This is a genomic window from Pseudomonas sp. F9001, assembly GCF_013385435.1.
Taxonomy (GTDB): domain Bacteria; phylum Pseudomonadota; class Gammaproteobacteria; order Pseudomonadales; family Pseudomonadaceae; genus Aquipseudomonas.
The window spans coordinates 55,219-71,445 of sequence record NZ_JACAPX010000038.1; the positions used below are offsets into that span (position 1 = coordinate 55,219).

Consider the following 16,227-nt stretch of genomic DNA (forward strand, 5'->3'; position numbering starts at 1 on the left):
CATTTAAAGCGAGGTGTGTCGCCCGTCCCATGCTCGCCCGTCTCGCGCAAATTTCTCGGTCTTTTTTCGCCCTCCCCCTTTTCATCTCGTCCGGGAATGGCTTAGCATCGGCTCAATTGCATACGTATGCAATATCTAAAACAACAACGCTAGGAATTCATCCCATGGCAATTTGGCTCAAAAAAGGCGCAGAAGCGTCCGTCATCAAATCAGCAGCGCGTGAGGTGCGTGACACCGTCGAAAAGACCCTGGCAGACATCGAAGAACGGGGTGATGACGCGATTCGTGAGCTGTCGATCCGCTTCGACAATCTGGACCGGGATGACTACCGGCTCTCCAGCGCCGAGATCGATGCCTGCATGGCGCAGTTGACCAAGCGCGACATCACCGACATCGAATTCGCCCAGACCCAGGTGCGCAATTTCGCCCAGCACCAGCGCAACAGCATGCGTGACCTGGAAGTCGAAACCCTGCCGGGCGTAGTGCTCGGCCACAAACACATTCCGGTTAACGCGGCGGGCTGCTATGTACCCGGTGGCAAGTATCCGTTGCTGGCCTCCGCGCACATGTCGGTGATCACCGCCAAGGTCGCCGGGGTTCCACGCATCATCACTTGCGCCCCGCCGTTCCATGGCAAGCCGGCACCGGCGATTGTCGCCGCACAGCACATGGCGGGTGCCGACGAGATCTACTGCCTGGGCGGCATCCAGGCTATCGGCGCCATGGCCCTGGGCACCCAGTCGATTGCTGCGGTGGACATGCTGGTGGGGCCGGGCAACGCGTTTGTGGCGGAAGCCAAGCGTCAATTGTTCGGCCGCGTCGGTATAGACCTGTTCGCCGGTCCGACCGAGACCCTGGTAATCGCCGATGAAACCGTGGACGGTGAAATCTGCGCCACGGACCTGCTCGGTCAAGCCGAACACGGCCCGGATTCCCCGGCGATCCTGCTCACCACGTCGGAAAAACTCGCCCGCGAGACGATGGCTGAAATCGAGCGCTTGCTGACGATCCTGCCGACCGCCGGGATTGCGCGCCAGGCCTGGGAAAGCTTCGGCGAAGTGATCGTCGCTGAAGACGAACAGGAGATGCTCGCCATTGCCAATGACCTGGCGTTCGAACACGTACAAGTCATGACCCGTGACCCGGACTTCTTCCTGGACAACATGCGCAACTACGGCGCCCTCTTCCTCGGCCCTCGCACCAACGTCTCCTACGGCGACAAGGTGATTGGTACCAACCACACCCTGCCCACCAAAAAAGCCGCGCGTTACACCGGTGGGCTATGGGTCGGCAAGTTCATCAAGACCTGCACCTACCAGAAAGTGATGACCGACGAAGCCTCCTCCCTCATCGGCGAATACTGCTCACGCCTGTGTGCCCTCGAAGGGTTCTCCGGGCATGGCGAACAGGCCAACATCCGCGTGCGTCGCTACGGCCACAAGCACGTCCCTTACGCCGGTATCGCAGAATAAAAACAGCTTGGCTACAACGGGTCGCGCCACGTGCGCGGCCCGACAACAACAAAAATCATAGCCATCGCGCAGCCCAACACTGGCCCTCTGCGCCAAAGGCCCAGCCTCGAAGGACATCCCATGAGTGTCATCATCGCCTTGCTGGCGTTGTTCGCGTTAATGCTCGCTGCATATCGGGGATACAGCGTCATTATCTTCGCGCCTCTCGCCGCACTCGCTGCCGTTCTACTGACTGACCCCGGCGCCGTTGCGCCGGCGTTCACTGATATTTTCATGGACAAGATGGTCGGTTTTATCAAACTGTACTTTCCGGTGTTTTTGCTCGGCGCCGTGTTTGGCAAGTTGATTGAGTTGTCCGGCTTTTCCCGCTCCATTGTCAAAGCCGTGATCCAGGTGCTCGGCAGCAGCCAGGCCATGCTGGTGATTGTGCTGGTCTGTGCGCTGCTCACCTACGGCGGTGTTTCGCTGTTCGTGGTGGTGTTTGCGGTGTATCCGTTTGCCGCGGAAATGTTCCGCCAAAGCAACATTCCCAAGCGCCTGATGCCCGCAACGATCGCCCTGGGTGCCTTCACCTTCACCATGGATGCGTTGCCTGGTTCGCCGCAGATCCAGAACATCATTCCCACCACGTTTTTCGGTACCACGTCCTGGGCGGCGCCCTGGCTGGGAGTCCTGGGTTCGTTGTTCGTACTGATCGGCGGCATGCTGTACCTGGAGCGCCAGCGACGCAAAGCCCGGCGCGCGGGCGAGGGTTATGGCACCGACCTGCGCAATGAGCCCGAAACGCCCCAGGACATCGCCCTGCCCCACCCGTTAGTGGCGTTGCTGCCGTTGCTGTTGGTAGGCGTAATGAACCTGGCCTTCACCCACTGGATTCCACAGTGGTACGGCAGCATTTATGAAATTGACCTGCCCGGACTGAAGGCACCGATCCAGACCCAGGTATCGAAGATGATCGCCATCTGGTCGGTCCAGGCGGCCTTGCTGGTAGGCATCGTCACGGTCTTTGCATTCGCCTGGCGCACCCTCGTCAGCAAACTCGCCGAAGGCAGCCGCACCGCCGTCGGCGGGGCCATGCTCGCTACGCTCAATACCGCCTCGGAATATGGGTTTGGCGCAGTGATTGCGGCGTTGCCTGGCTTCGTTGCAGTGGTTGAAGCGCTCAAGGTGATCCCCAATCCGCTGATCAACCAGGCCATCACCATTAACTTGCTGGCGGGTATTACCGGGTCGTCATCGGGTGGCATGAGCATTGCCCTGGCGGCGATGTCGGACACCTTCATCGCCTCCGCCAACGCCGCGCATATCCCGCTGGAAGTCATGCACCGTGTGGCCGCCATGGCTGCAGGGGGCATGGACACCCTGCCCCACAACGGCGCGGTCATCACCTTGCTGGCGGTCACCGGCCTGACTCACCGCCAGGCCTATAAAGACATTTTCGGCATGACGATCTTCAAGGTACTGGCGGCGTTTTTCGTGATTGGCGTGTACTACCTCACCGGGCTTGTCTGATCCGGACCGTGTGACGGGAAGTTATACCGCCGCGTTGTTTTAGTCCGACGGAGCCCCGGCCTGGGGCTCCATCTGTGCCAAATAAGCCCACGGGTAAATCCCCCGCTGGTGCCCATCGCTGAAAATCAACTGCACGCCATACCCCTGGGGATGGACCTCCAGCACCCGGACACGGTCCGACACCAGCGGCGGCGTGCCTCTCAACCGAAAGGCCCGGCACTGCGAGCACGGGCATTCACGGCGCAGGCGAGCGTGGTCGATCCATTGCACGCCGTCGCGCCATTCCAGCCTCAAGCGCCCATCATCATCGCGGCCAATGCCGTTCGGTGCACTGTTCATTGCAGTTGTGCCAGGGCAATGCGCACCGCCTTGCGTACTTCCGGGTCGCCATCGTCGGCCGCATCACGCAGCGGGCCAAGGGCCTGTCGGTCGCCCAACTCGCCCAGCGCCAGGGCGGCTTCCTTGCGCAGGTTGCTGATGCTGTGGCCCAACGTCAGGAGCAGCGCCGACAACGCCGGTGCATACCGCAGGCGCCCAAGGCTGCGGGTAGCGCGCAGGCGGACTTGCCAGTAGTCATCGGCCAGCGCCGTGATCAAGGCGTCGCCCGCGCGGGTGCTACCGACTTTGCCCAAGGTGGTCGCGGCCTCTTCCCGTACTTGCCAGGTGGCGTCCTGCAACGCTTCATACAGCGCCGGCAGTACCCGCTCATCACTGGCCAGGCCGAGGGCGCCGGTGGCGGCACGCCGGACCTCGGTGTCCGGATCGCTGCTGGCCAACCTCGCCAGGGCCTCCAATGCCGGCAGGTGCTTGAGCCAGCCGAGCACACCGACCGCTTCGCGGCGCACCCCCGCATCGGTATCGCTCAGCGCCAGCATTGCCGACGGCGCCGCCGCTTCAAGGCGCAACTCGCGCAGGGCACGGAAGATTGCCGTGCGCACGCTGACGTCGGCGTGGGTGGCCCATGGCAATAACAGCCGGCCCGCCTGCGTCGACTTGAGTACGCTCAAGCTCTGGGCGGCGGCATCACGTACCGACGCTTCAGTGTCGGTCAGCGCCTGGCACAGCGCCTCGACCACTGCGTCTTCTTCCCACGCCTCCAGCAGGCTGGCAGCCTGGGCGCGCACGTCGGTGGCCGGGTCGTGGCGCAGGCTGTCCACCAGCCACACCAGGCCGTCGGGGTCTTCCAGGTCAGCCAGGTCAATCAGGGCGATCCGGCGCATGCCGGCATCCGGCGCTTGCAGCCGGGGGCGCAGGGCTTGGATGTCGGGGTTTTCGGTTTCATAGGTCATATGGCAAATCGCGGTCTTGGGTGATCGTTGGGTAGCCCGAGCGGGTTCAGCCGTGGTAACTGGCGACCATCTTCGTGGTGCAGCAGTTCCAGGCAATGGCGCTTGAGGTGGGTAAATTCCGGCGAGGTCATCAGTTCGGTGCTGCGCGGCCTTGGAAAAGTCAGCTGGAAATCCTCGATGATGCGCCCGGGGCGCGGGCTCATGACCAGGATGCGGTCGGCCAGGAACAGCGCTTCGTCGATGTCATGGGTGACAAACACCACGGTGGTGCGGATGCGCGTCCAGATGTCCAGCAGCAAGGCCTGCATCTTCATGCGGGTCAGGGCATCCAGCGCGCCGAACGGTTCATCCATCAACAGCAGGCCGGGACGATTGATCAATACCCGGGCAATTTCCACCCGCTGCTGCATGCCACCCGACAGCTGGTTGGGCCAGCGCTCGGCAAAACCTTCCAGGCCCACCAGGTGAAGGATCTCATCGGCGGCGGCCAGGCGCTCGGCCTTGCCTACGCTGCGCATCTTCAGGCCGAAGGCAACGTTTTCGCGCACCGTACGCCAAGGGAACAGTGTGTGTTGCTGAAACACCATGCCCCGTTGCTGGGACGGCCCGGCAACCGGCCGGCCATCCATTTCCAGCGTGCCCTGGCTTGGCGTGAGATGCCCGGCCAGCGCGCCGAGCAAGGTCGATTTGCCACACCCGGACGGGCCGAGGATGCACACGAACTGCCCCGGCTCGATCCTGCAATCCAGGGCTTTCACCGCCTCGAATGCCTGCTGCTGTTCGCCCAATACAATGGACAAGCCGCGTATGTCGACACGGCCTTCAAGATGACTCATCAGGCTTTACCTCGTGGTCGATGCCAGGGAGTGAACAGTGCGCCGAGACGCTTGACCAAAAGGCTGCTGCCCATGCCCAGCACGCCGATCAACAGCATGCCAACGACAATGTCGGCATAGTTCTGGATGGTGTAGGACTCCCAGGTGTAATAGCCGATGCCGTACTGACCGGAGATCATTTCCGCTGTCACCAGGCAGAACCACGAAGTGCCCATGCCAATCGCCAGGCCGGTGATGATGCTCGGCGCGGCGCCCGGCAAAATCACCTCCAGCAGGATCGCCCGGCGCCCTGCCCCCAGGCTGCGCGCCGAGGCGATCAGCCGAGGATCGACGCCTTCCACGCCATGCACCGTATTGAGCAGCACCGGAAACAGCGCGCCGGTGAAGGTGATGAAGATCATCGACAGCTCCGACGACGGGAACATCAGGATCGCCAGCGGAATCCAGGCCACCGCCGGGATCGGCCGGATCACCTCCAGCGGCGGCAACAGCAGGTCTTCCGCCCACTTCCAGCGGCCAATCGCGATGCCCAGGCCGATCCCCACCAGCGCGGCCGCCAGGTAGCCCTCGAACACCCGGGTCAGGCTTGCGCTCAAGTGCCGCACAAGCTTGCCCGAGTCCGCCAGCCCCAGGGCAGCCTGCAGCACGGAGCCCGGCGTGGGCACATTGGCAAATGTCACCAGCCACAGGTTCCAGTGCTGGCTGGCCGCCAACTGCCAGAACAGCAGGCACAACAGCAAGGAAGCGGCCTTGGGCAGCCAGCGCCATGGGGTGCTTGTCATGAACACGCTCCCTCAGCGACCGGCAACGGCCTGCGCGCCGGCGTCGGTGAAATTGAACACCTTGCCGCCCTGGGCCTGGGCAAATTGCTGCGCCTGGCCCTTGAGCAGGAATGCACTGAGTTGGCCGTGCTGGTTGGTGGCAAACCAGGCCTGGCTCGCCAGCAGCTTGATGCCGCTGTCTTCGGCCTGGGCATACACGGCGCGCACCGCCTTGCCCTGTTTGTTCAGGCTGTCCAGCGCGGTGAACGCCGCCTCGGCCGACGCGTAATCGCGCACCTTGGGCTCACCCTTGACCCAGATTTGCGCGACGTGCTTCCAGTCAGTGATCGGCGCGCCGCTCAGAGCGTCGTTGGCCTTCAGCGGGGCCTGGGCGTAGTTGCCCAATTGCGCCGCATAGTCCAGGCCCGAGGCCTTGAACGCGGCACGGATGTACTGGTCATCGATAAAGGTATTGAGGTCCAGGCCACGGTCGGCCTTTTTCAGCAGCTTGAGGGTGTCGATCGCGGTGCCCACGGCCTGGCGGTATTCGGGTTTCCAGCTCAAGTCGCGGGTCTGCACGCCCAGCGGGCCATGGAACAGGTAGTTGACCTCGGCTTCGACGCCGGTGACTTTTTCGATCAGCTCGCTGTACTTCTCCGGCTCTGCGGCCAGCAACTGATTGGCCTCGATACTCGCGCGCAGGTAGGCGACGACCACTTCCGGGTACTGTTTGGCATAACTTTCGTCCACCAGCGCGCCGTGGAACGTCGGGGTGTTGGATTGCGAGCCGTCGTAGATCTTGCGGGCGAAACCACGGTTGGGGAACAGTTCGCCGAACGGCACAAAGTCGGCATGGGCGTCGATCTTGTTGGCCTGCAACGCCGAGCCTGCCACTTCGGGCGCCTGGGCAATGATGTTGACGTCCTTGAGCGGGTCCCAGCCCTGGGCCGCAACAGCGCGCAGCAACATGCCATGGGCCGTGGAGGCGAACGGCACGGAAATCGTCTTGCCTTTGAGGTCCGCCAGGGACTGGGCGCTGGAAGCGACCGGCACCACAATGCCGTTGCCGCTGCCCTTGATGTTGCCCGACAACACGCTGATGAACAGGCTGTGCTTGCCCGCCGCCTCGAACGCTACGCCGTTGAAGGCACCGGGGAAGTCGGCCATTGCGCCAAAGTCCAGTTTGCCGGCGACCATTTCATTGGTCAGCGGCGCGCCACTGGTGAAGTTTTTCCACTGCACGTCGTAGGTCGCGTCCTTGTACTTGCCGTCGTGCGGCAGGTATTTGTCCAGCAGCCCCAGCTCGCGGATCAGCAAGCCGCCCGCGGCACAGTTGATGGTGGTGTCCTGGGTGCCGATGGCCACCCGGATCGTTTGTGCCTGGGCCGACAGGCTCAAGCAAGCCAGCACCAGGCCGGCCAGGGTTGCGCGCAATAACATTGGGTAGTTCCCCTCGAATCATGGTTGAAGGAATCGTCTCCGCCACGGTCTGGCGCGGTGGGAAACGAGGGGGTGTGGCTAGGGCTGCGTCCGGGGTTGGCGGATGGCGTTTGCGGCAGGTCTCAGCGCAACAGGTACGGAATTTCGACCTTGACGGCGCCGGTGGGGCAATCTTTTTCACAGGGCATGCAGTACCAGCATTCATCGAACGCCATATACGCCTTCTGCGTTGCCGGGTTGATCGCCAACAGGTCCATCGGGCACACGTCGACGCAGACCGTGCAGCCTTTTTCGGCGATGCACTTGTCCTCGTCCACCGTTACCGGGGCGTTGGAGCGGAAGAATATTTCCTGGGGCTGATAGGCCATTTCACGGTGTCCTGTGGTGAGCGAGCTTGGGGGGCACATTCAGGCGGCGTCAGCCCCTACGCGCAGGCGGTCGTAAGCCTGCATCTCTTCGGCATCCAGCGGGATCACATAGGGCTCGACGGGTTTCTTGAAGCTGACCATCTGCCCGTCGTCGCCCTTTTTCAGGTGGCAATGGCAGAACCAGTCGGCGTCGTTGCGTTGCGGGTGATCGACCCGGTAGTGGTACAGGCCCCAGCGGCTTTCGGCGCGGTAGAGCGAGGCGCGGGCGGCCATTTCGGCGCAGTCGCGGATCACGCTGGTTTCCATGGCGCGCATCAATTCATGGGGGTTGTGCGCCTTCATCTGGTCCAGGTCGCGCTCGATATCGGCGAAGCGTTGCAAGCCGATTTCCATCTTGCGGGTGACCTTGGGCGGCTGCAGATAATCGTTGACGAAGCGCCGCAGCTTGTACTCGACCTGGGCCGGCGGCAGACCGGTTTCGCGGTCCAGTGGCGCATAGACCCGAGCCTGCTCGGCGGCCACTTGCCGGGCATCCACCGCGCTGAATTCGCGCCCGGCCACAAAGCTTGCCGCGTTGGTGCCGGCAAACCAGCCATAGGTGAACGCGCCGAGCATGTAGTTATGTGGCACCGCCGCCATGTCGCCCGCTGAATACAGGCCCTTGACCGAGGTTTCCGCGCGCTCGTTGACCCACACGCCCGACGCCGAATGCCCGCTGCAAAAGCCGATCTCGGAGATATGCATCTCGACCATCTGGCTACGGTAGTCGGTGCCCCGGTTGGCGTGGAACTGGCCACGGCTGGGGCGCTCGTTGCTGTGCAGGATCTGCTCGATGTTCTGGATGGTTTCCTCCGCCAGGTGATCGAGCTTGAGGAACACCGGGCCGTTGCCGCTTTCCAGTTCCTGGTGGAACTCCCACATCATCTGCCCGCTCCAGTAGTCGCACTCGATGAAGCGTTCACCCTTGTTGTTGGCGGTGTAGCCGCCCAAGGGGCCGGTGACATAGGCGCATGCCGGGCCGTTGTAATCCTTGATCAGCGGGTTGATCTGGAAGCACTCCAGGTTCGCCAGTTCGGCTCCGGCGTGGTAGGCCATGGCGTAGCCGTCGCCGGCATTGGTCGGGTTTTCATAGGTGCCCATCAGGTAACCCGAGGACGGCAAGCCCAGGCGGCCGGCCGCGCCGCAGCAGAGGATCACCGCCTTGGCCTTGATCACCTGGAAGTCCGCAGTGCGGCAGTCAAAACCCATCACGCCATTCACCGCGCCTTCGCTGTCGGTCAGCAAGCGGGTGCACACCAGGCGGTTGGTGATGCTGACCCGGGCGCGCTTGAGCTGGCGATACAGCACCTTCTTGATGTCGTGCCCTTCAGGCATCGGCAACACGTAGGCGCCCATGTGATGGACTTTTTTCACCGCGTAATCGCCGGTTTCGTCCTTCTCGAACTTCACGCCCCAGCGGTCCAACTGCTCGATGGTTTCAAAACTGTGGGTCGCGTAGGCGTACACCGCCGCCTGATTGACGATGCCGTCGTTGGCAATCGTGATTTCCTTGGTGTACTGCTCCGGCGTGGAGTGGCCGGGAATGATCGCGTTGTTGAGGCCGTCCATGCCCATGCTGATGGCGCCGCTGCGCTTGACGTTGGCCTTGTCGATCAGCAATACGCGCAGATCGCGGTTGGCCTCCTTGGCCTTGATCGCCGCCATGGGGCCGGCAGTGCCGCCGCCGATCACCAGGATGTCGTATTCCAGTTCCAGGGTTTGGCGGCTCACGGGCGGCTACCTCGCTGACGGTCGATGCGCAGGCGATATTGAAACGCGTCGCCACGGTAATACAGGTGTTCGAAGTCCACGGGCTGTCCGTCTGCGGTGTGGGTCAGGCGTTCGATGCGCATGATCGGCGAGCCGGCCTCGACGTTCAGCGCCTGGGTCAGCTCGCTGTCGGCGAGTACCGCGTCAATCGCCACGTCGGCGTGACCCAGTTGCAAGCCACAGTCGTTCTCCAGGATCAGGAAGATGTCGCGGGTTACCAGGTCGGCGTTTTCCAGGCGTTCGCCCAGGGCCTGGCTGAGGTAGGTGATTTCCAGCGACACCGGCTCGCGGTTGATCAGCCGTACCCGCTTGATCTGCGCGACAGTGCTGCCCTCCTCCACGCCCAGGCGCTCGGCCACCAGCTTGTCGGCGGGCACGAAGCGGTAGCTGCGCAGGCGGTTGATCACTTCATAGCCGCGCTCGGTCATGGACTCGCCCAACCCCTGCAGGGTGCTGACGTTCTGATAAGCCTTGGGTTTGGAAACAAAGGTGCCTTTGCCGTGGATCTTGTAGATCAGGCCTTCCTTTTGCAGATCACCCAGGGCCTGGCGCACGGTGATGCGGCTGACTTTGAAGCGCGTGCCCAGTTCGCTCTCGGAAGGCATCTGGGTGTTCGGCGCGTACTCACCATCAAGGATGCGGCTGCGCAGCAGGTCCCGCAGTTGGGCATGCAGCGGAACGCTGGACAGAGGGGATAAGGCGACGGTTGATTCGTTCATCAGGACCACTTGTCATAACGAGTTATGACGTGATCATAAGGAGTCTTATGAAAAGCCTGGAAATACCGTTTTGGAATAAGGTTATGGACAGGCGAAAACCCGCTGCACCTGCGAGGCAGGCGCAGCGGATCCGTCGGTTTTATAGCGCAGTGTCTGAAGCGGATGAACAATCAGAAGTTATAGCTGACTCGGGTATAGAGGATGCGGCCAAACGGGTCGGCGTATTTCGGGTCGTACCCGCTCTGGAACGCATAGGTCTGGTTGCTGAACGGCGGCGCGCGGTCAAACAGGTTTTTCGCGCCCAGCGTGACGGCCAGGGACTTGCTCCAGTTGTAGGTACCCGCCAGGTCCCAGACGTTGTAGGAGCCTACGGAGTCGTGGGTGTCGGGGTCCGAGTCGTGATAGCCACTGGTGTAGCGGTTGGTCAGGCTGACGCCCAGCGGTCCGCGGGCCCAGGTGCCGGTCAGGCTGTGGCGCCAGCGTGCAACGGCGCCCGCGGTGGAGAACTCGCCGCCACGGAAATCACCGAGTTTGTCGATGTAGTCGCCCTTGAGCTCCTGCTGGTATTTGTATTCGTTGACGTAGGTGCCTTGCAGGCCGATGCCGAAGTCACCGATGGCGGTGCTCGGGAAGCGGTAGTCGAAACTCACATCCACGCCGTTGGTCTTGGTCTTACCCAGGTTGGCAAGGCCGGTAACGATGTGATCGATGGAGCCATCCGCCTTGCGAATCAAGCGGTCGCCGTAGGCATCCGGATCGTCGAATACCGACGACTCAGGAAATTCGGCAATCTGGTTGGCGATGGTGATCCACCAGAAATCCAGGCCGGCACTGAGGCGCTCGATCGGTTGGAACACGAAACCAAAGGTCACGTTACGTGCGGTTTCCGGGCTCAAGCTGCCGTTGCCCCCGCTTTGCCGGCGGAACTGCTGGGCGCAGTCGCGGTTGCCGATCCCGCCATTGGCCGGGGTGCCGCCCGGGCACAGGCGCGGGTCGTTGTAGTTGGCCACGGTGTAGCTGGTGTAGGTCGGGTTGTACAACTCGTACAGCGACGGCGCACGGAAGCCTTCACTGTAGGCACCGCGCACCACCAGTTCCTTGAACGGCTGGAAGCGGAACGAGTATTTCGGGTTGGTGGTGCTGCCAAAGTCGCTGTATTTGTCATGACGCACGGCGGCAGACAGTTCCAGGCTTTCGAGCACCGGCACGTTGACCTCGGCGTACTCGGCCGACACGCTGCGATTGCCGCGCACCGCGCCATTGGGGTCTACGCCCAGGCTCTGCACGGTCTCGGCAAACTGGGCGAAATCCTGGTGGAAATCCTCCTTGCGATATTCACCGCCCAGCGCCAGGCCCGTCGGCCCCGCACCGAACCAGTCGCCGATTTCACGGCTTACGCGCCCGTCGATACTCTTCACTCGGCCCACGGCAGTGGCGTAATCGCCATCGACGCGGCTGGAGGCGAGCAACGCCCTGCCCGCTTCACTCTGCGGCCCGAACGGGTTGATCACACCGCTGGCAATCCCCTGGCTGATGGTCTGGTCGTTTACATAGCCGTCAAGAATGGTTTGCACCACTTTGTTCTGGTTGTAGGACGCGCCGACGTTGTAGTCCCAGTTCGCCACATTGCCTTCAAAGCTCAGCAGCAGCCGCTGGCTGGTGTTGTCATCTTCGTGCTTGCGCGCGCCGGCATCGGTTTCACGCCAGTTCACGTCTACCGGCTGTGTCGGGTCCAGGGCGAAACCCGTGGGGCCCGGGGTGATGACGTTGCCCGGATAGAAAGGCGTACCCGGATTGACCTGGGCCCCCATCAGGGTGCCTGGGCCAATCTGCGTGCGGTTTTCGTTGCGCGCCCAGAAGTATTCGAGGCTGACGGTATGGTCATCGGCCAGCTTGCCGGTGGCTTTGGCAAAGGCCGAGGTTTTTTCGGTTTCCGGCACCAGGTCCAGGTAACTCCACAGGCTTTGGCGGCAGATGCCATTGCGTGACAGCAGCCCGGGGGAATTGCAACCGGAGCCGGCCAGCGGGTTGGTCGCGTTGCTGCCCTGGCTCCAGTTGGCCGGCGCGGCGGTGCCGGAGGTGAAATCCAGGCCGCGACCTGGCTGGTAGTTGTAGGTGAAGTCACGGTCCTTGGCCGCCAGGCGCGTCTGCCTGTCGTAGCTGACCACGCCGAACACGTTGAAGCGGTCCTCTTCAAGGTCGCCGAAACCGTAGCTGCCACTGAAGTTATGGCTGTCGCCGCCGCCGGAGCGTGTGGGCGAATCGTAGTTGGTGGAAAGTTGCCCACCGGTGAGGCTGGTCTTGGTAATGAAATTGATCACCCCGCCAATCGCGTCGGTACCGTACAGCGCCGAGGCGCCATCGCGCAGGACTTCCACGCGGTCGATGGCGGCGAACGGGATGGTGTTCAAGTCCACCCCGGAACCGTTGGTGGTGTTGACGGCGTTGTTGCTCAGGCGCCGGCCATTGAGCAGCACCAGGGTTTTGTTCGCGCCAATCCCGCGCAAGTCGGCATACGCCGCACCGCCGCTGCTGGAACCCACCGAACGCCCGGAGCCAACGGCAGACTGGTTGGCCGAAATGCGGTTGATCAACTCCTCGGTGGTGCTCACACCCTGCTCGCGCAATTGCTCGACCCGCAGGATGGTCACCGGCACTGCCGTTTCCGCGTCCACCCGGCGAATCGCCGAGCCGGTCACCGTGACTTTTTCCAGGCGGTAATCAGTACTTTTGCCCTCGGCCGGTGCGACGCTGGTGGACGTCACGGGTGCTGGATGCACCGTCAGCCCCTGTTCGCTGTCGCTCACTTGCAGGCCGCTGCCCTGCAACGCCTTGTCCACCGCTTGCAGGCTGCCCAAATCGCCGCGGATGGCGGCACTGCGCTTGCCCTGCACCCACTGTTGATTGAACGAAATCATCACCCCGGTCTGCCGGGAGATATCCAGCAGCACCGTATCAAGCGGGCCGCCAGCGATATCGAAGGTGAACACCTGGCCGGCCGCTTCCTGGGCCATCACCGATGTCGTGCACACTCCCATCGCCAGCGCCGCCGCCAGCGTCAGCCTTGGTAGTTGTTGTTTGAATAAAAACATCGAGGAACTCCCTGTTGTATGTGTCTACAGGGATGAGCAACGGCAGACGGATATTTATAGGGTTGCGTTTAGGCGAAGATGCTATGAGTTTATAACCGGTTATAAGAGGCTTGCTGCATCGATTTGGCTGATGTCTTCTATTGGCCCGCAAGCGTTCATCCCCGCGCCAGGCGCTTTGTAGAATGAACCCCACAGTCAAGCCACCACCTTCGTGGTGTCGGAGGTTCTCATGCGTTATCTGCTTATCGCCGTGCTGGGCCTGTTCAGCACACTTGCCTTCGCCCAGGGCGAAACCCCGGCACCCACTGTGAGTGCCAACGCCCCCGCCAGCGAGGCGTACGACTATTCCCAGGACCTGGACATCGCCAAGGTGGTGCGCGTCAGTACCGAATCCTCCACCGAGTGCGGGCCGGTCAAGGGTCACATGGTCTACATCGACAGCCACGGGGTGCGTCATGAACTGGACTACATGCGCCTGGGCGATGCCTGCCAGCACGGTTGAGCGCAAACCATTCGTCGGGCTCGGCCGGCATCGATTACAACTATCCGGCAGCTGAAAATCACTAATCCATAGAACCCGTTGTGATCTATGGAGATTGAGATGACTGACTACCCACGCCCACCTTTCGCCAGCCAGGCCCAATCCGTTCCCGGTTCGCAGAAGAAGATGGACCCCTATCCCGACTGCGGCGAGAAGAGCTACACCGGCTCCGGCCGCTTGGCCAACAAGATCGCCCTGATCACCGGCGCCGACAGCGGTATCGGCCGCGCCGTGGCGATTGCCTTTGCCCGCGAAGGTGCCGATGTGGCCATCGCCTACCTGGACGAACACGAGGACGCGAAGGAAACCGCACGCTGGGTGGAAGAAGCCGGCCGCCAATGCCTGTTGCTGCCCGGCGACCTCGCGCAAAAAGCCAACTGCCAGGCGATTGTCGACCAGACCGTCGAGCAGTTCGGGCGGATCGACGTGCTGGTCAATAACGCCGCATTCCAGATGACCCACGAGACCCTCGAAGAGATACCCGACGAGGAATGGGTCAAGACCTTCGATATCAACATCACCGCGATGTTTCGCATCTGCAAGGCGGCGCTGCCGCATATGAAGGCCGGCGGGTCGATCATCAATACCAGCTCGGTGAATTCCGATATGCCCAAGCCAACGTTGCTGGCATACGCCGCCACCAAGGGCGCGATTGCGAACTTTACCGGTGGCCTGGCGCAACTGCTGGGCAGCAAGGGCATCCGCGTGAACAGCGTGGCGCCGGGGCCGATCTGGACGCCGTTGATTGTCTCGACGATGCCGGACGAAGACGTGAACAGCTTCGGCAGCGAGACACCGCTGGGCCGCCCCGGCCAGCCGGTGGAAGTGGCGCCGATCTATGTGTTGCTGGCGTCGGATGAGGCGAGTTACATCTCGGGCTCGCGGTATGCGGTGACGGGCGGCAAGCCGATTCTCTAGGGTGGAATGCAAATCCAGTGTGGGAGCGGGCTTGCTCGCGAAGGCGGAGTGTCAGGCAATGCATCTGTGACTGATCCAACGTCTTCGCGAGCAAGCCCGCTCCCACATTTGGGACTCGGTCAGCCCGGAGATCGTGTCGGGTCAGCCTTGCGCGGATAGGTTCTTTCCTCCTGAATCCGCCCATCCATGCTGTGAATCCTCAGCGACGCCGTCTTGTCGCTGAGAAACTCTTTCGCCAACTCAACGATCGCCTCCTTGGTCTCTGCCGTTTTCGACGGCCGTGCCGAGCCCTGCTTGGTCAACGCCCAACCGGTGCCGGTCTTGTTGATGTTGTAGGTATCCATGGTCTGCTCCTTCGACTGAATAAACACGGCACGCGGCAAAACCCGCGCCCTACTATTGCGAGCGCGGCTGCCGGGCAGAGTTCAAGGCAGTTGGCGGGCCAGGTTACGGGCGGCCCTACAGGTCAAACCGATCCACGGCCCTGCGCCGCTCATTGTCGTCGCGCACATCGTAGGTGGCGGTGGTCTGGATATTGGTGTGGTGCGCCAGCTTCTGGGCGATCGACAGGTCGTACTCTTCAATGACCCGCGTGATAAACGAACGGCGGAAATCATGGGGCATGATTTTCACGCCGACCTGTTCCCCACGCTGGCGGGCGATGTAGTAAATCGCGTGTTTGGTGATGCGCTCGCGGGTGATATGGCTGCCCCGTCGAATCCGGTTGAACAGGAAACCATCGTCCTGCTCACCCGGTTTCAACTGGCTGCGGCGAAACGCCAGCCACGCCTCCAGCTTGGCAAAGGCCCAGGCCGGTGCGTACTTGATCAATTGCTTGTTGCCCTTGCCGGTAACCTGCAGGCTGCGCTCGTCAAAGTTGACCTGGCCCAGCTCGATGTTCACCGATTCCGACTTGCGCATGCCCGAGCCATACAGGATCCCGATCACCGCCGCATCCCGCAGGCCCTGCGGGCGCGGATCGGCGGCGCAGACTTCCATCAACTCACGAATCAGCGTACGCCGCAGGTTGCGCCCCTGGCTCAGGCGGGTGCCGGCCATGGCCTTGACCGAGCGCATCTTCAGCAGGTGGTCCTGGCTGATCAGGCTCATGCGCCAGGCTTCGTTCATCACCCCGCGCACGGCGTTGACGTACAGCGATGAGGTGTTCGGCGCATACCCGTCTTCCCGCAGCACCGCCACCAGGGCCATGACGTGTTCGGGCTGCAGCAGGTGCCAGTCGATGTCTTCGAGGTTGATGTCTTCAAAACCCAGGCGGTCGGCGGCGTCCTGCAGCACGTAGCGCATGGTCAGCTGGCTGGAGGGCGCCAGGCGGGTGAGATAGAGGGTCAGCGGGTTGCGGGTAGACTCAGTCAAGGTAGATCAGCCTTTGGATTAAATATGTCGACTAACCATCTGTTTAATCGACATATTTAGTGAATTGGCGAGCGCCGAGTCTAGCGCAGGTCAATC

General features: G+C 62.2%; 15 protein-coding genes. 4 read left to right on the plus strand and 11 right to left on the minus strand.

Features of this window, described 5'->3' with window-relative positions; translation table 11 throughout:
* Positions 1 to 164: 164 nt before the first annotated feature.
* Positions 165 to 1,472 carry a histidinol dehydrogenase gene (gene hisD, locus HX818_RS27735; RefSeq protein WP_003217662.1) on the plus strand — a complete coding sequence of 436 codons (1,308 nt, stop codon included), beginning with the start codon at positions 165 to 167 and terminating at the stop codon, positions 1,470 to 1,472.
* Positions 1,473 to 1,592: 120 nt separating this feature from the next.
* The gene (locus tag HX818_RS27740; protein WP_003217660.1) at positions 1,593 to 2,984 is read left to right on the plus strand and encodes a GntP family permease; all 1,392 of its coding nucleotides are present in this window, start codon (positions 1,593 to 1,595) and stop codon (positions 2,982 to 2,984) included.
* 39 nt (positions 2,985 to 3,023) lie between these two features.
* On the opposite strand, the gene HX818_RS27745 is transcribed toward HX818_RS27740, so the two are convergent.
* From HX818_RS27745 to HX818_RS27785, 9 genes are all read right to left on the minus strand, one after another.
* The gene (locus HX818_RS27745; protein WP_102604342.1) at positions 3,024 to 3,323 is read right to left on the minus strand and encodes a DUF971 domain-containing protein; all 300 of its coding nucleotides are present in this window, start codon (positions 3,321 to 3,323) and stop codon (positions 3,024 to 3,026) included.
* Positions 3,320 to 4,273: a HEAT repeat domain-containing protein gene (locus HX818_RS27750; protein WP_177021100.1), complete on the minus strand. Its 954-nt coding sequence runs from the start codon at positions 4,271 to 4,273 to the stop codon at positions 3,320 to 3,322. The genes HX818_RS27745 and HX818_RS27750 overlap by 4 nt, the downstream gene beginning before the upstream one ends.
* A complete protein-coding gene (locus tag HX818_RS27755; protein ID WP_177021101.1) occupies positions 4,270 to 5,109 on the minus strand; it encodes an ABC transporter ATP-binding protein in 840 nt (279 codons plus the stop codon). Before HX818_RS27755 ends, HX818_RS27750 begins: the two co-directional genes overlap by 4 nt.
* A complete protein-coding gene (locus tag HX818_RS27760) occupies positions 5,109 to 5,891 on the minus strand; it encodes an ABC transporter permease (RefSeq protein WP_134326624.1) in 783 nt (260 codons plus the stop codon). Before HX818_RS27760 ends, HX818_RS27755 begins: the two co-directional genes overlap by 1 nt.
* Positions 5,892 to 5,903: 12 nt before the next feature.
* A complete protein-coding gene (locus HX818_RS27765) occupies positions 5,904 to 7,310 on the minus strand; it encodes an ABC transporter substrate-binding protein (RefSeq protein WP_087692993.1) in 1,407 nt (468 codons plus the stop codon).
* 122 nt (positions 7,311 to 7,432) lie between these two features.
* Positions 7,433 to 7,678: a ferredoxin family protein gene (locus HX818_RS27770; protein ID WP_003217650.1), complete on the minus strand. Its 246-nt coding sequence runs from the start codon at positions 7,676 to 7,678 to the stop codon at positions 7,433 to 7,435.
* 39 nt (positions 7,679 to 7,717) lie between these two features.
* Complete coding sequence (locus HX818_RS27775; protein ID WP_177021102.1) at positions 7,718 to 9,448, minus strand: fumarate reductase/succinate dehydrogenase flavoprotein subunit; 1,731 nt, start codon at positions 9,446 to 9,448, stop codon at positions 7,718 to 7,720.
* Entirely contained in the window at positions 9,445 to 10,206 is a 762-nt protein-coding gene (locus HX818_RS27780; protein WP_008433419.1) for a GntR family transcriptional regulator, read from the minus strand. Before HX818_RS27780 ends, HX818_RS27775 begins: the two co-directional genes overlap by 4 nt.
* A 170-nt stretch (positions 10,207 to 10,376) precedes the next feature.
* Complete coding sequence (locus HX818_RS27785; protein WP_177021103.1) at positions 10,377 to 13,298, minus strand: TonB-dependent receptor; 2,922 nt, start codon at positions 13,296 to 13,298, stop codon at positions 10,377 to 10,379.
* Positions 13,299 to 13,527: 229 nt separating this feature from the next.
* On the opposite strand from HX818_RS27785, the gene HX818_RS27790 reads away from it, so the two are divergent.
* The gene (locus HX818_RS27790; RefSeq protein WP_008433423.1) at positions 13,528 to 13,800 is read left to right on the plus strand and encodes a DUF2790 domain-containing protein; all 273 of its coding nucleotides are present in this window, start codon (positions 13,528 to 13,530) and stop codon (positions 13,798 to 13,800) included.
* 99 nt (positions 13,801 to 13,899) lie between these two features.
* The gene (locus HX818_RS27795; RefSeq protein ID WP_003217640.1) at positions 13,900 to 14,757 is read left to right on the plus strand and encodes an SDR family oxidoreductase; all 858 of its coding nucleotides are present in this window, start codon (positions 13,900 to 13,902) and stop codon (positions 14,755 to 14,757) included.
* A 119-nt stretch (positions 14,758 to 14,876) separates the two neighbouring features.
* Here the strand turns inward: HX818_RS27795 and HX818_RS27800 are convergent, their stop codons facing one another.
* Together HX818_RS27800 and xerC are read right to left on the minus strand one after the other, a co-directional pair.
* Entirely contained in the window at positions 14,877 to 15,101 is a 225-nt protein-coding gene (locus HX818_RS27800; protein WP_003217639.1) for a DUF2188 domain-containing protein, read from the minus strand.
* Between the two features lie 115 nt (positions 15,102 to 15,216).
* Positions 15,217 to 16,131 (minus strand): tyrosine recombinase XerC, encoded by a 915-nt coding sequence (gene xerC / locus HX818_RS27805; RefSeq protein ID WP_087692998.1) that lies wholly within the window; start codon positions 16,129 to 16,131, stop codon positions 15,217 to 15,219.
* Positions 16,132 to 16,227: the final 96 nt, after the last annotated feature.

Coding starts and splice junctions, on each gene's coding strand:
- hisD (WP_003217662.1), top strand. CDS start 165: ATGGCAATTTGGCTCAAAAAAGGCGCAGAAGCGTCCGTCATCAAATCA.
- HX818_RS27740 (WP_003217660.1), top strand. CDS start 1,593: ATGAGTGTCATCATCGCCTTGCTGGCGTTGTTCGCGTTAATGCTCGCT.
- HX818_RS27745 (WP_102604342.1), bottom strand. CDS start 3,323: ATGAACAGTGCACCGAACGGCATTGGCCGCGATGATGATGGGCGCTTG.
- HX818_RS27750 (WP_177021100.1), bottom strand. CDS start 4,273: ATGACCTATGAAACCGAAAACCCCGACATCCAAGCCCTGCGCCCCCGG.
- HX818_RS27755 (WP_177021101.1), bottom strand. CDS start 5,109: ATGAGTCATCTTGAAGGCCGTGTCGACATACGCGGCTTGTCCATTGTA.
- HX818_RS27760 (WP_134326624.1), bottom strand. CDS start 5,891: ATGACAAGCACCCCATGGCGCTGGCTGCCCAAGGCCGCTTCCTTGCTG.
- HX818_RS27765 (WP_087692993.1), bottom strand. CDS start 7,310: ATGTTATTGCGCGCAACCCTGGCCGGCCTGGTGCTGGCTTGCTTGAGC.
- HX818_RS27770 (WP_003217650.1), bottom strand. CDS start 7,678: ATGGCCTATCAGCCCCAGGAAATATTCTTCCGCTCCAACGCCCCGGTA.
- HX818_RS27780 (WP_008433419.1), bottom strand. CDS start 10,206: ATGAACGAATCAACCGTCGCCTTATCCCCTCTGTCCAGCGTTCCGCTG.
- HX818_RS27785 (WP_177021103.1), bottom strand. CDS start 13,298: ATGTTTTTATTCAAACAACAACTACCAAGGCTGACGCTGGCGGCGGCG.
- HX818_RS27790 (WP_008433423.1), top strand. CDS start 13,528: ATGCGTTATCTGCTTATCGCCGTGCTGGGCCTGTTCAGCACACTTGCC.
- HX818_RS27795 (WP_003217640.1), top strand. CDS start 13,900: ATGACTGACTACCCACGCCCACCTTTCGCCAGCCAGGCCCAATCCGTT.
- HX818_RS27800 (WP_003217639.1), bottom strand. CDS start 15,101: ATGGATACCTACAACATCAACAAGACCGGCACCGGTTGGGCGTTGACC.